We start from the raw sequence: 14107 nt of genomic DNA, 5'->3' as shown, positions 1-14107 counted from the left end.
CGACCAGCCCTGAGTCAGATCAGGCTTCGTCGCCATCTTCCTCTTCGGCCTCATCACCCGACTGCTGCTGCGCAGCAGCCAGTGCGTCCTGATAGGACATTTCCACGTCCTTGACGGTAGCCTGCTCGAGCAGCTTCTCTACCGCCTTTTCTTCGAGCAGCGCAGATTTGACCTGGGTCTTCATCTGCTCGTTACTCATATAATACTCAACAACCTGCTCAGGCTGCTGATACTGCTCAGCGAGTTGCTCAACACGCGCCTTGATCTCGTCATCACTGGCGTCCAACTCGTTGGACTTGATGACTTCAGCCAGCAACAGGCCAACCTGCACGCGGCTACGGGCCTGCTCAGCGAACAGCTCGTTGGGCAATTGGCTGACGTCGAAGTCCTCGCCAAGACCAAACTGCTGAGCCGCCTGACGCTTGAGGCCATCGGTTTCCTGCTGAATCAGCGCTTGCGGAACCGGGATGTCATTGGCATTTTTCAACGCCTCGAGCACCTGCTGCTTGACGCGATTCTCAACGGCCTGAGCAGCTTCACGAGTCATGTTCTTGCGAATTTCTGCACGGAAAGCGTCAACATCGCCAGCTTCAACGCCGAACTTGCTGATGAAGTCCTCGTCGATTTCAGGCAACTGCTGGCCCTTGATCGCATGGACCTTGACCTTGAAAGTCGCTTCTTGACCAGCAAGCTGCTCGGCCTGGTAGTCCTCAGGGAAGGTAACCTTGATTTCCTTGTCATCACCGGCAGAAGCGCCAATCAGCTGTTCCTCGAAACCGGGGATAAAGCTGTTGGAGCCCAGCACCAGATCGTGACCTTCGGCACTGCCACCTTCAAACGGCTCATCGCCCAGGAACCCCTGGAAATCGATGTTGACCTGATCACCATCTTCAGCGGCACGCTCGACTTCCTGCCAGGAAGCATTCTGCTTGCGCAGTGTCTCGATCATTTCCTCGACATCGGCATCGCCGATTTCAGTCACAGGACGCTCGACTTCAGTGCCTTCAATGGAAGCCAGCTCCACCTCTGGGTAGATCTCCAGAATCGCGGTGAACTCCAGGTCCTTGCCCGCTTCGTTGACGGTTGCCTCGATCTGCGGGTAGCCGGCAGGATTGAGGGCTTCATCAGTGATGGCACGCACGTAGCGCTCACGCATCACCTCGCCAACAACCTCATTGCGCACTTCGCTACCGTAACGCTGACGAACCACCGACATAGGCACCCTGCCCTTGCGGAAGCCGTCGAGACGGACGTTTTTGGCGGCTTCCTGGAGCCGGGTGGCTACGGCCTCATCGATCTCGGCGGCCGGCACTTGTACATTGATGCGGCGTTCGATCTGGGAGGTCGTATCGACGGAAACTTGCATGAATAATCCTCTACCGACTAGGGCGTACTGGAAAGACGTGAAAACACCAAAAGGGTGATTTTAAGAATCCTGCGGGGCACTGGCAAGCGCCATACCGCGGAACATGGGGGCACGATTGAATATTACAAGGCCCGGATGCAAAACCCGAGCAATACAGCATCAATCAAACAGGGATTCCAGGAAAGCAAAAACACCGGAGCGATGCCAAATAGCATACCCAACGCACGAAATGGTGCAACGGTGGAATATCGACAAAAAAGAGGGTCTTACAGAAGGGAAGAGGAAATGGGGTGGATGATGGGGATCGAACCCACGACCACCGGAGCCACAATCCGGGGCTCTACCACTGAGCTACATCCACCATAACCTCAGGTAACACCTGAAAATCTGACACAGGACAATGAATGGGGTGGATGATGGGGATCGAACCCACGACCACCGGAGCCACAATCCGGGGCTCTACCACTGAGCTACATCCACCATATCAGTGCCTGTGATTAGCCCGGCCTGCCGCACACCATTGCATGGCGCGCCCAGCAGGACTCGAACCTGCAACCTACGGCTTAGAAGGCCGTTGCTCTATCCGGTTGAGCTATGGGCGCATTCTACAAAACCGAACGCCTGACCACAACTCCAGATCAGATTTTATCCTGACCAAACAACAAGTTGTGGTCGGGGTGGAGGGATTCGAACCCCCGACATCCTGCTCCCAAAGCAGGCGCGCTACCAGACTGCGCTACACCCCGCCGGCTTGCTGCACTACCTGGCCAACCGCTTACTGGCCTTGCCAAGCGCTGCGTATTCTACGGAAGTTTGCCCTGGAGTCAAGCACATGAGGAAATTTGTTTGTTCCAGCCCGAGGTTAGCGGGAAGGGAGCGAACTCCGAGATCGTCCGGCAACTCCTCACAGCTTACAGATAGAAGCACTGCTTACAGATAGAAGCACTGCTTGCAGCGCAAACCCGCGCCAACCTTTCCGCACCTCACACCTGCGTGGCTTTTACCGGTTGCCCTTTGCCTGAGCCTGCGCTCATGCGAAAATCTCCCGGCCAATTTTTCCTGTACCTATTTTCTGAACTACCGACATTGTCGAGGGAAGCCAATGACCGCCCAACTGATCGATGGCAAATCGATTGCCGCCTCCGTCCGCCAGCAAGTCGCGCGCCAGGTTCAGGCGAGACGCGACGCCGGAGCACGTGTCCCCGGGCTGGCCGTGGTACTGGTTGGCGAGGACCCGGCATCCGAGGTTTATGTACGCAATAAACATAAGGCCTGCGAAGAAGCCGGGATTGCATCGGTCAAGCACACGCTTCCCGCCACTACCACCCAGCAGGAACTGGAGACGATGGTCGATCAGCTCAATGCCGACCCCGCCATCGACGGCATTCTGGTACAGCTACCACTCCCTGAACATCTCGACCCTCGCCCGATTCTCGAGCGCATCCTACCCAACAAGGATGTTGATGGCTTTCATCCCTACAACCTTGGTCGTCTCGCCCAACGCTTGCCGCTACTGCGCCCCTGCACTCCCAAGGGAGTGATTACAATGCTGCAGCACAGCGGCATTTCCGTTCGCGGCCTCAATGCCACTGTAGTGGGCGCCTCGAACATCGTCGGCCGTCCAATGGCGCTCGAGCTGATGCTGGCCGGCTGCACCACAACGGTATGCCATCGCTTTACACGCGACCTGGAGGAACACGTCCGCCGCGCGGAACTGCTGGTCGTGGCAGTGGGCAAGCCCGGCCTGGTGAAAGGAGAATGGGTGCGCGACGACGCCATCGTTATCGATGTAGGCATCAACCGTCAGAATGATGGCCGTCTGGTGGGCGATGTCGATTTCAATACCGCTGCCGAGCGAGCCAGCTATATCACACCGGTGCCCGGAGGAGTCGGACCGATGACCGTCGCCTGCCTACTCGAGAATACTCTGATGGCCGCAGAGATTCATGACGCCGAACAGCATCTGTCCTGACAAACTCCAGTAGCGCCCCATGGAGAGAACCACAGTAGATGCGATAAGCGGCGTCATTGAGTAGAATGGCGCCCCTTCCCACTCTCACCAGTGTCTCGCGAGGTTTCATCATGAGTGACAAGAAAATGAACGTAGAAAGCTTCAACCTGGATCACACCAAGGTGAAAGCTCCCTATGTTCGCCTGGCAGATATCAAGACCGGCGAGAACGGCGACCGCATCCACAAGTACGACCTGCGCATCTGTCAGCCGAATAAAGAACACATGGAAATGCCGGCGCTGCACTCACTTGAGCATCTGATGGCTGAATTGTCGCGCAACCACTCCGACAAGGTGGTCGACATCAGCCCGATGGGCTGCCAGACCGGCTTCTATGTCGCCATGATCAACCATGATGACTATGACGATGTTCTGCGCCTGATCGCGAACACTCTCGAGGACGTGCTCACCGCCACCGACGTGCCGGCATGCAATGAAGTACAGTGCGGCTGGGCAGCCAGCCACAGTCTCGAAGGGGCCCAACAACTGGCGCGCCAGTTGCTCGCCAAGCGTGGCGAGTGGGACCAGGTTTTTGCCTGAGTCTCTTGTCTGAACCTATACCCCGGCCCGGCTCGGTGTCTCGCACAGCGTTCTGACACCGAACACCACTTGTGTAATCCCGCACTGCCTCGAGACATTCAGGAGACCCTGCAGTTGATCAAACGTATCGGCATCATTGGCGCCATGAGCCAGGAAGTGGCTCAGCTGGCCAGCCAGATGGAAGACGTCATCACTCGCACTCACGTCGGCTCGACCTTCCATGTTGGCCGCCTGCACGGTGTTGAGGTGATTCTTCTGCAATCCGGCATCGGCAAGGTCAATGCCGCCATTGGCGCCACCCTGCTGCTGGACAATTACCAGCCTCAGGCGATCATCAACACGGGATCGGCCGGAGGCTTCGGTGAGGGCCTGAACATTGGCGACATCGTCGTCTCCAGCGAAGTGCGTCATCACGATGTTGACGCCGTGGTGTTCGGCTATGAGCACGGCCAGGTGCCGAACATGCCAGCAGCCTACCTGCCGGATGAACGACTGGTCAGAGTCGCCCGCGAGTGCATTGAAGCGATGAATGAAGTCAGGGTGGTAGAAGGGTTGATCGCGACTGGTGATGTGTTCATGGCCTGCCCGGATCTCGTCTCGCAAACGCGCAGTCGCTTTCCGACCATGCTGGCAGCAGAGATGGAAGCCGCCGCTATCGCCCAGACCTGTCACCTGTATGGCTGTCCATTCGTCGTAATTCGCGCACTCTCGGATATCGCCGGCCAGGGGGACAACCACTTGTCGTTTGAGGAGTTCCTCGACAGGGCTGCAGACCACTCCAGTCGCATGGTCAGTGCCATGGTCGCCAATCTCGCGAGCAGTGCCAAACAGCATGATGCGAGCCTTCAGAGCGCCTGACCCCTGATTCGTCGCCCCGGACAGCAAACGGCCCTGTATCAACACAGGGCCGTTTGCTGTCCGGGCAATCAGTTCTGAACATTCACCGCATTTCATTGCTCACGCGAAGAACGCAGACGCAGAATCAGCTGCATCCGATCCTTGACGCCAAGCTTGCGAAAGGTCGCGCCAAGATGCGCCTTTACCGTACGTTCGGTGATGCCAAGTTCCCGTGCAACAGCCTTGTTGCTGCGCCCCTCGACAACCGACAACGCAACATCACGCTCTCGTTCCGTGAGCTCCTTCAAAACGTCATCCTGTACCCCATCAGCGCCACCAAAGGCCTTGAACACCCCTCCCACCAGGCTATCCATCAACTCGTGCCAGACCCAGTACCCCTGATTGCATACCACGATATCAACCTGTCGCAGCACCTCCGGGGACGAAAGTGCATGAACGTAACCGCGGGCACCTGAATTGAATGCCTTGTAAGCTTCTGCAGAATCGGGGTTGAACGACATCACAGCAACCAACACTCCCACGGAGCTCAACCTGGAACACAGGGCACTCCAGTCGCCCTTCTCGACCACTACCCAGACCAGGTCTCCCTTTTCAACCTGCTCAACAACCGACTGCGGCGTTACCACCTGTATCTCAGGGAAGGCTAATGACCAATCTGGCACTTCACTCCTGCCCTGATAGATAAGGAATCGACCCATTCAGCGCTCTCCCAACGCGTTACTCCAAGCCCTCAACACCGGTTTGAGCAGGAATTGCATCACGGTGCGCTTGCCCGTCAGGATATCCACCTGAGCGGTCATACCCGGAATGACATCCAAGGCTTCCTTTACCGTCTCCTCTTCACTCTCCACCGTCCGTACTCGAACGCGATAGAAGGTATTTCCTTCTTCGTCCGTGGTCGTTGAAGCGCTGATATGTTCGAGTTGCGCCGACAATCCGCCGTAGATCGAAAAGTCATAGGCCGTGAGCTTTATGGTCGCCGGCAGGCCGGGACGCAGAAAAGCAATATCCTGAGGAGCAATTCTCGCTTCGACGACCAGAGTATCGTCCGTCGGTACGATCTCGACCACCTCCTGTCCAGGCTGCACAACCCCACCCAACGTATTGATGGTCAAGCGCTGTACCAGGCCATCCACTGGAGAGCGGATTTCCGCCAGACGAACTCGATCCTGCAAACCTGAACTCGACTCATCGAGCGCTGCCAACTCTCCGAGCGTCGCCGTCAATTCCTGCCGCCATTCCGTGCGTGCCTGAGAGTCCACTTCCCGCAACTCACCCTCAGCCTCATCAATAGCCGACTCCAACCGAGACACTTGCGCCGCCGCCTGGTTACGTTCACCACTGGCACGCGAGACGTCACGCTGCAAACGCAGAATCTCGACTTCGGACACTGCGCCAGACTGCAGCAATGGCCGTGTCATATTGAGTTCCTGACTGGCCATTCCCAACTCCCGACCAGCTGTATCGCGTCTGGAAATTGCCTCGTTGAGCTCAGCGCGACGCTGTTCGAGACGCTCCCGCAGGATCTGACGTTGCTCGTCGAGTGTCTCCATACTGCTGTTATAGAGATCTCGTTCACGCTCAACTATCTTCGGCGCGCGCTGTATCAAATCATCCAGGGGTTGAAACTGGGTGCCTGTTGCCAATGCACGCAGGCGTTCCGCCCTGGCCTCCAGCGCTTCCGCCTGAACACGATTCTCGTTGAAGGTTGACAGGAATCGTGTCGAATCGATGCGCATCAGCAATTGTCCAGCTTCCACAGCGTCGCCTTCATGAACGAGAATCTCGTCAACCACACCGCCATCAAAACTCTGTACACGCTGCAACTGAGTGGACGGAATCACGCTACCGACCCCACGCGTGACCTCGTCCACCGGCGCAAAACACGCCCAGACAATAAGCACCACCATCGCCACCAGCACCGTGTACAGCATCAGACGCGCACGCAGCGGATCCTGCTGCATACGCGCCCAATCGGTATCGCTGGCCCAATCTCGGTTCAAATGAGCGCCGCTGACACGCCGAGCGAAGATGCGGTCGATGAAAGGCCGGAAGACCTTACTGCCCTTCCGTGATACCTTGCCAACACCCTCGAAGCCACGCTGTTCTGCACTCTTGCTCGCCATCAGCTGGCCCTCCCGATCTGTCCCTTACGCAGCGCTTCCATCACACCATCACGATCACCATCAGCAACAATCTTGCCGGAATCGATAACCACGATGCGGTCGACGAGCGACAGCAGCGAGGTGCGGTGAGTCACTACCACCAGCGTTTTACCGGGAGCGTATTCGCTCAGGCTACGTTTGAAGGCCTCTTCACTGGCATGATCCATGGCACTGGTCGGCTCATCGAGCAGCAGGATCGCCGGGTCGTGGACAATCGCGCGAGCAATCGCCACCGCCTGACGCTGGCCGCCAGAGAGCATCTGTCCGCCCTCACCAACCTGAAGCTCGATGCCCTGAGGGTGACTGCTGATCAGGGGCTCCAGCCCACTGACGCGAATCGCCGTCAATAGAAGTTCGTCATCAACACCCTCACTACCGCCGCCTGCGATAATGTTGTCCTTGAGTGAGCCATACAGCAGCTGTACATCCTGAGGCACATAGCCAATGTGACGACGCAGCTGCAACGGATCGAACTGCCTGATATCGATGTCGTCGACCATCACCGCACCGGACGTCGGCTGATAGAAGCCCAGCAACAGTTTCTGCAAGGTGCTCTTGCCGCACCCGACACGCCCCAGAATCGCCACTTTCTGCCCTGCCTGGATGGTCATCGAGACATCTCGCAAGCTATCGTTCTCGGCCTGCGGATACCGAAAGTTAACCTTGTCGAATTTGACCTCACCCTTGATGACCGGCCGATCGATATAGCCCGTTTCCGAACGCTCCACCGGCAACTCCATGACCCGATTGAGCGATTCAAGTGCCGTCGATGACTGGTGGTACTGCGCAAGCAGAGCCGCCGCCTGGCTAATGGGTGCCAATGCACGCGAGGACAACATATAGGCAGCAATCAGCCCACCTTGAGTCAAACTGCCATCCACAATGAGATAGACACCAATCAAGATCACACAGACGCCCACCGTATGTTGAACCCATTGGGCAATACTGGTGACCGAAGACCCCAGAAACTTCAGTTGCGCACCGGTGCGGGAAAGAAAGGCACTGGCCTGCTCCCAGGAGCCCTGCACGCGACTCTCTCCACGCAGTGCCTTGACCGTCTCCAACTGAGCAACTGACTCAACCAGCGTCGCATTGCGCTGCGCACTTACCTTGAGCGTTGTTTCAGATAGGTCATGCAATTTTCCCTGAGCCGCCAGCGCGTACAGCAGAATGAAGATGATCCCCGCTACCAGAGGTATGATCAGTGCTGGCCCGATAATCCCGATGATCGCTACAAACATCAGCACAAAAGGCAGGTCCACCATGGCGATGACCGTTGCCGAACCAATGAACGAACGTACTGACTCAAAGGACTGCAGCATCGCCACAAAGGAGCCCGTGGACTGAGGTCGAGCTTCCATTCGCATGCCCAATACACGCGCCATGATCTTCGACGAGAGTTTGACGTCGGCGCGGCTTGCCGCGAGATCGACAAAGCTTGAGCGCATCAGGCGCAATACGAGATCAAAACACAGCACCACAAACACACCAATCGACAACACCCATAGTGTTTCGGTGGCATGGTTGGGAACAACCCGGTCATAGATATTGAGAACAAACAACGGCATCGCCAGAGCGAACAGATTGATCGCTACCGAGCCGAGAATCACATCCCGGTACAAACGCCGGTTCTCACGAATGACACCCCAGAACCAATGACGTGAGGTGTCACGCTTTACATCGTCGCTACGCGCGTCGAACCGGAAGCGAGGACGGACATAAATCGCACTACCGCTGTAACGCTGCTGCAACTCATCCAGCGATACCTCGGTATCGGCATGCCCAAGATCGGGAAAGACCACTCGCGCCTGGCGCTGACGTAGGTCCAGGTCGAGAAGTACGCAGGTCCGGCCCGCTTCCAGTAACAACACAACAGGAAACAACGCCGGGTTGAGACGAACAATTCCCGACTTCACCAGTCGCGCCGTTAAACCTGCTCGCTCAGCGGCTCGCGGAAAGACACTGGGCGTTAGTGAGCCTTCATCGAGTGGCAAGCCAGCCGTCAAGGAATCCGCACTCACGTCATGGTCGTGGATGTGTGCAACGGTCAACAATGATGCCAACAGCTCATCCTTTACCGACGAGGTTGTACCATCAACGTGCTCCGATTCCGTCTCGGTCGACGTTGGAACGTCGTGTTGCTCGACATCAGAGTGCTCCACGCTCACCTCTCTATCGGAACCCTGGTCGCAGTAAACCCTGGTTATTGGCAACCATAGTCGCTGAGAAATTGCTCAACGCAATCAGCAGCATCAAAAGCTATCAGCTACCTCGGAGGCACTCCGAGGTAGCTGATGTCTTACACCTCAACCTAAGGCAGGCTGACGTGAACTCGTCTCCGCCCAGATCAACGACACAGGGTCACTACCGGCATTTCCCTTCATGCTGAGATCAAGGTTCTCCCCTGTTCGCTCCAGGGTAATCTCGACACGGCGATTCTGACGTCGTCCCTGTTCGGTATCATTGCTTGCAGTCGGACGATGGGAGCCATAACCACGTGACTCGATAAGCGAAGCATCCACGCCCTGACTAACCAGGTACTCACCCACCGCAGCAGCTCGGTTACGTGACAAGGGATCATTGATAGCGTCCGACCCGGTGATGTCGGCATGGCCGGCAATGAACACTCGTTCCAGGTCAGAGCGGGAACGAATACGGCCAGCGAGCGCTTCCAGCTCCCCCATTGCGCCAGGGCTGAGCACGTAGCTATTCACATCGAACAGAGTATCGGAAGACAGCACAACATCCGGCGCACGGGTATTACCGGTCAGTTCCTCGACCGTATAGGCCCGAGCCCCCATGGCAGGACAGATCGTCTCCGGCGAAATTTCTACGCCGTCACTACCGAGGTCAGATAGGGATGGCAATCCCTTCTTGCGCACATCCAGTACCTCGAGGAGGTCTCCCATGGCGGCCAGAGTGCGAGCATCGGCCAGCGCCACATCGTACTGTGCGTTGGCGTATGCGCGACTGGCTTCGAAGTACTCATTCTCGATGTCCAACAAATCGAGCAACGAGCGTTGGCCGATATCGAATTGCTGCTTGTAGGCGCGTCGTACGCGGTCAGTGGTCAGTTGATGCTCATTGAGATACGAGAGCTGGTCCCGCAAGCGCCTGGTGTCGTTGTAGGCAATGGAGGTGGTCTGCCGGATGTCAACACAAGCCTTGTCGCGCAGATTGACGGATTGTTCAACGCGCTCACTGGCTGCACGGAAGGACGCAAGATCGCTGCCGCCACGGTACAGATTCATACTCGCAACCAATTCGATACTGCTGCGATCCTCATGTGATTCTGGTTCGCTGCCGGGAGGTGCGTCGTCATTGTCACCGTCCCGATACCGTCCGGCACGACCGACCAGATCAAGTCGCGGCTGAAACGCAGCCCTGGTACCTTCGCGCGCCGCACGAGACGCCTCGATGTTCTCTATTGCAGCATGAAAGTCCGGGTTACCTTCGTAGGCCAGGCGCAGTGCCTCGGACACATCACCTGGTAGATTCGTGGAGAGATCTGGAGTCTCAGCCAGCGACTGCGGCGGTAGCTCACCGACCAGACGCTGGAAGCGTGCAGACACATCATGCAGGTTGGACGCTTCAGTAATCAGGTTGGACTCTGCAAGAGCAAGTCGCCCGGAAATCTGTTCCAGGTCAACTCGACGCCCGGCACCCGACAAGGCACGAGCTTCGATTTGTTGAAAGACAGTAAGGTGTTTCTGGTAGTTTTCCTGAGCCAGGCCAACCAACTGACGATAGCGCTGTACATCGAGATAGGCCCCTGTCGCCTCAAGGGCTGCATTCTGACTGGCACCCAGCAACTCGTAATAGCTCACCAGTTCGGCACGATCGAGACGCTCGACCTCGTTGGCGGTGGCAAAGCCATCGTAGAGCATTTGCGTTAAAGACACTTCTGCATAGTCGGTGTCATAACTGCCAAGACCGTCGTTTTCGCGACTTTCCAGACCAACACCACCACTGACATCTACCGACGGCAGGAAGCCACCAAACGCCACGCGCGAATCGTACCCGGACGCTTGAAAGCCGTTCCAGGCAGCAAGCACTTCAGGGTTGGTATTGATGGTCTGCTCTACCACATCACGCAATGTCGTCGCACCCGGCGACGATGTGCCTGGCGGAAGAGTCCCTTGGGCCTGGCCCTGAGCTTGTGTCTGCGCATGTGCCACAGCGACTACTGCCATCATCGATCCAACAGCCACTGCTGCGACGATAGGCTTCAGGACCGAATACCTTGCTCCTTGCAGTTCAGGGTTCATATGCGTTCTCTTGATATTATCATTTGCCGATATGGCTATTATTAGAAACTAGTGCCGATACACTGGGCCGACAACATCAAACTGATGTCTTTCCGATGCCCATGCTGCGCTTGCAGCCAGTACGACACCTCCTATCCAGGCGCGGATTCTCACTCCAGCTACTATTTCCGCCTCTGCTCTCGCCCTGAATACTCTCCATGTGTCTTTCAGGCACAAAAAGCGTCATTCAGCACACAGCCAATAACAACATTGCCACAATAAAACACATTTAGTAACATGGATAGTCAAAGAAGATTAAATTTTTCTTAAGTTTCAATAGGCCTACGGCGTCTGGATCCACAACTGATCTTCGGGATGCCAGAGCAGTTAGCAATGCGGTGGCGGTGGCTGCCCGGCGAACGCTGTATTACCGTCCCCCGAGCCGGGTCGCCATGTGATCAATATCAATTCGAGCATTGGAAACCATACTGAAGAGGGCGCACTTATCCTTCGGCATAAGAACTAGCGAGCCAGGCAGGGCGCGATTGGAGGCTGATGAAGCCTTACACAGGTGACGTCTTGCACAAGATTTCACGACACCCCTGCGGAGCACATGTGGCTTCATCGGTTCAAATTTCCAGCCCAGGATATTGACCGATCACGAAATCCCATACTACACATCAGGAGCCACAGCTAAAGAACTACAATAATTCAGGGACGACCACGAAAACGACCACATCAGTCTCCAGACTGAGTAGCACCCAAGCACAACTTACATTGACTGGGTGGATGTGCAGAATCAGGAGGGGATCCTTACACAATTATCTGGCGTACTTTTTCTAGTGACACGTGGGTGAGTATTGGTAAATTGGTTAGACGAGAGACTAAAATCTCGGGCAGCAACTAAAGAGCCCGCCATGACTCTTATCAAGGTGCAGAGAGACGCCGCTATCAAAGGCATGATAACTTGAAAACACCTATTACATAGCCTTCCTGGAATGACAGAAACGGGAGACCCAATGGGTTGGATGTATGTACCTTGGCCATAAAGAGCTTTCAACGACAAGCTGAAAACCAACCGACTTACACATCGTACTATCATCTGTCTTACGCACCTTGTCCGGTAACGAAATACCACCCTCCCTTTCGGGAACTCACAAATCTATAGGCAACTACAACATGACACGCACACTGCAATGCTCGATACTTTTTCTCTGCACTCCATTGCTGTTGACAGGCTGTTTTTCCGACGCTCCATGGTCCCAAACGGTGGATCAATCTCGATTGTGCATCGCTTCAACAGATGAACAAGCCATGGAATGCCCTGAAGGTGAGCTCTTCCTGGCTCGACTGACACAGCCCGACCCAAATATTCGTGCCTTCAACACCCTGAATACCGCGGCTCTCTACTGTGACACCAACTACCCCATCTTCACGAATGATGCCGGTGTCATGTGTGTCATGACTCATCAGCGAATCAACATGCTAACTGGCAGCACGTCCACAGCTTCAGGTATGGAGGCACAGCAGGAAAACTCCTCACAGAATACCACTCAGGACAGCCAGTAGACTGATGCCGATAGCTGCTAACTACAACCAGTCGATAACGACGCCAAATGGATATCTTCGTGATAGGTACACAGGCACTATCGGCACCATATAATGCATCTTACTCTACAGACTTTACTCGCGGCGCCTGTGGGCCGGAATAGAAGGGAATAATCATGTATTGGAAACGAGTCATGGTCGGTCTCGTTGGCCTCCACGCATCCCTGTCCATAGCTGGATACGAGCAAGGTGTCGACGAATATCAGCGCGGCAATTTCGCCTCCGCTATCTATGAGTGGAGACAGTCTGCCGAACAAGGTGATGCCGATTCCCAGTTCCGGCTGGCCACCATGTATGAGCGCGGTCAGGGCACCACCAGGAACCTCGAGGAAGCCCACAAGTGGTATCAACTGGCAGCAGACTTAGGCCACCTCCCCTCTCAGATGAAGCTCGCCGAGCAGTCTCTGAACGGCAACGGTGCGAATGCCAGCCCCAGGACAGCCGCCCACTGGTATAAGCGTGCAGCAGAACAAGGTGAGGCTCAGGCACAGTTTCAATTGGCACTACTCTATCTTGATGGTCGAGGTGTTGAACAGGATGCAGCAGAAGCGGCACGTTGGCTCGAAGCCGCAGCCGAGCAAGATGTCATTCCCGCCCAGAACAACCTTGGGTCACTATATGAAAACGGCCTCGGCGTTGAACAGGACCATTCCACTGCCATCCGCTGGTACCAGGAAGCCGCTCGAGCCGGCGACCCTTACGCGCAGAACAATCTTGGCGCGATGTATGCGCGTGGGAAGGGAGTCGACCGAAATCATGCCTGGGCGGTTTTCTGGTTTGCAATGTCAGCCCAGCAAGGCAATGAGGTGGCTGCAAGCAACATAGCGTCCAGCCTTGAACACTTGCAATCCAGGGAGGTCAAGCCCCGCGTCGCCAACATTCGTGCCGGCACATCCACCGAGCATGATGTCATCAGCAAGGTGCAGCGGGGAGATGCTCTCCATGTCCTGGGCAGCACAGATGGTTGGACTCAAGTCTATGTTCCCCAGCAGCAGCGCCTCGGCTGGATATCGTCCAGCTTGCTGGAATAACCATAAACTACAGACGTACTCATCAGCGTCAGCATTCCCGCCTCCGAGCCATCAGAGTGCTTGAAAGTTGGGTTTTGCATACCCCCGAATGCAAGAAGGTTCTGTATAGAAAATCTCGTGCTCCCAACAGCCGGACCATGGAAATTCTGACACAGTCCGAACGCGGTATACCGGTGCCTGAGCCCTGCATTTTGAGGCCTTCTGAATTCCTGAAGCCTTCTAGAATAAAAAGGTTATTCATCTAGACTATAGCTGCACAGGATGGCAGCTATAGCATGATAA

10 protein-coding genes and 4 tRNA genes are annotated in these 14107 nt (G+C 55.9%); 4 read left to right on the top strand and 10 right to left on the bottom strand.

Annotated features, from left to right (window positions below; translation table 11 throughout):
• Positions 1 to 19: 19 nt before the first annotated feature.
• The 5 genes from tig to AR456_RS09450 all read right to left on the bottom strand — a co-directional run bounded on the left by tig (position 20) and on the right by AR456_RS09450 (position 2112).
• Positions 20 to 1366: a trigger factor gene (tig, locus tag AR456_RS09470; RefSeq protein ID WP_021817652.1), complete on the bottom strand. Its 1347-nt coding sequence runs from the start codon at positions 1364 to 1366 to the stop codon at positions 20 to 22.
• Positions 1367 to 1652: 286 nt separating this feature from the next.
• A tRNA-His gene (locus tag AR456_RS09465) sits at positions 1653 to 1727 on the bottom strand.
• Between the two features lie 44 nt (positions 1728 to 1771).
• Positions 1772 to 1846, bottom strand: a tRNA-His gene (locus AR456_RS09460).
• A gap of 45 nt (positions 1847 to 1891) precedes the next feature.
• Positions 1892 to 1968: transfer RNA gene (locus tag AR456_RS09455), tRNA-Arg, on the bottom strand.
• Between the two features lie 67 nt (positions 1969 to 2035).
• Positions 2036 to 2112: transfer RNA gene (locus AR456_RS09450), tRNA-Pro, on the bottom strand.
• A gap of 356 nt (positions 2113 to 2468) precedes the next feature.
• Between AR456_RS09450 and folD the strand changes: the two genes are divergently transcribed.
• From folD to mtnN, 3 genes are all read left to right on the top strand, one after another.
• Complete coding sequence (folD, locus tag AR456_RS09445; protein WP_021817653.1) at positions 2469 to 3338, top strand: bifunctional methylenetetrahydrofolate dehydrogenase/methenyltetrahydrofolate cyclohydrolase FolD; 870 nt, start codon at positions 2469 to 2471, stop codon at positions 3336 to 3338.
• Positions 3339 to 3448: 110 nt separating this feature from the next.
• Positions 3449 to 3916 (top strand): S-ribosylhomocysteine lyase, encoded by a 468-nt coding sequence (locus AR456_RS09440; protein WP_031207097.1) that lies wholly within the window; start codon positions 3449 to 3451, stop codon positions 3914 to 3916.
• 117 nt (positions 3917 to 4033) lie between these two features.
• On the top strand, positions 4034 to 4774 hold the full coding sequence (gene mtnN / locus AR456_RS09435) for a 5'-methylthioadenosine/S-adenosylhomocysteine nucleosidase (RefSeq protein ID WP_031207098.1): 741 nt from the start codon (positions 4034 to 4036) through the stop codon (positions 4772 to 4774).
• A 92-nt stretch (positions 4775 to 4866) separates the two neighbouring features.
• On the opposite strand, the gene AR456_RS09430 is transcribed toward mtnN, so the two are convergent.
• From AR456_RS09430 to AR456_RS21270, 5 genes are all read right to left on the bottom strand, one after another.
• Complete coding sequence (locus AR456_RS09430) at positions 4867 to 5472, bottom strand: response regulator transcription factor (RefSeq protein ID WP_021817656.1); 606 nt, start codon at positions 5470 to 5472, stop codon at positions 4867 to 4869.
• Positions 5473 to 6900, bottom strand: a complete 1428-nt coding sequence (locus AR456_RS09425) for an HlyD family type I secretion periplasmic adaptor subunit (protein ID WP_021817657.1) — start codon at positions 6898 to 6900, stop codon at positions 5473 to 5475. It lies immediately after the preceding gene.
• Positions 6900 to 9101 (bottom strand): type I secretion system permease/ATPase, encoded by a 2202-nt coding sequence (locus tag AR456_RS09420; RefSeq protein ID WP_021817658.1) that lies wholly within the window; start codon positions 9099 to 9101, stop codon positions 6900 to 6902. Before AR456_RS09420 ends, AR456_RS09425 begins: the two co-directional genes overlap by 1 nt.
• 144 nt (positions 9102 to 9245) lie before the next feature.
• Positions 9246 to 11207, bottom strand: a complete 1962-nt coding sequence (locus tag AR456_RS09415; RefSeq protein WP_021817659.1) for a TolC family outer membrane protein — start codon at positions 11205 to 11207, stop codon at positions 9246 to 9248.
• Between the two features lie 1275 nt (positions 11208 to 12482).
• Positions 12483 to 12656, bottom strand: a complete 174-nt coding sequence (locus AR456_RS21270) for a hypothetical protein (RefSeq protein ID WP_155829152.1) — start codon at positions 12654 to 12656, stop codon at positions 12483 to 12485.
• A 254-nt stretch (positions 12657 to 12910) separates the two neighbouring features.
• On the opposite strand from AR456_RS21270, the gene AR456_RS09405 reads away from it, so the two are divergent.
• Entirely contained in the window at positions 12911 to 13825 is a 915-nt protein-coding gene (locus AR456_RS09405) for an SH3 domain-containing protein (RefSeq protein WP_021817661.1), read from the top strand.
• Positions 13826 to 14107 lie beyond the last annotated feature (282 nt).

The sequence above is a fragment of the Halomonas huangheensis genome, from assembly GCF_001431725.1.
Taxonomy (GTDB): Bacteria; Pseudomonadota; Gammaproteobacteria; order Pseudomonadales; family Halomonadaceae; genus Halomonas; species Halomonas huangheensis.
Note: the sequence above shows the minus strand (reverse complement) of the source record. Positions and strands in the feature narration are given on the sequence as shown.

Excerpts from the sequence above, each read along its gene's own strand:
- AR456_RS09425 (WP_021817657.1), bottom strand. The coding sequence starts at position 6,900 with ATGGCGAGCAAGAGTGCAGAACAGCGTGGCTTCGAGGGTGTTGGCAAG.
- AR456_RS09415 (WP_021817659.1), bottom strand. The coding sequence starts at position 11,207 with ATGAACCCTGAACTGCAAGGAGCAAGGTATTCGGTCCTGAAGCCTATC.
- folD (WP_021817653.1), top strand. The coding sequence starts at position 2,469 with ATGACCGCCCAACTGATCGATGGCAAATCGATTGCCGCCTCCGTCCGC.
- AR456_RS09440 (WP_031207097.1), top strand. The coding sequence starts at position 3,449 with ATGAGTGACAAGAAAATGAACGTAGAAAGCTTCAACCTGGATCACACC.
- AR456_RS09430 (WP_021817656.1), bottom strand. The coding sequence starts at position 5,472 with ATGGGTCGATTCCTTATCTATCAGGGCAGGAGTGAAGTGCCAGATTGG.
- tig (WP_021817652.1), bottom strand. The coding sequence starts at position 1,366 with ATGCAAGTTTCCGTCGATACGACCTCCCAGATCGAACGCCGCATCAAT.
- AR456_RS21270 (WP_155829152.1), bottom strand. The coding sequence starts at position 12,656 with ATGAGTCATGACACACATGACACCGGCATCATTCGTGAAGATGGGGTA.
- AR456_RS09405 (WP_021817661.1), top strand. The coding sequence starts at position 12,911 with ATGTATTGGAAACGAGTCATGGTCGGTCTCGTTGGCCTCCACGCATCC.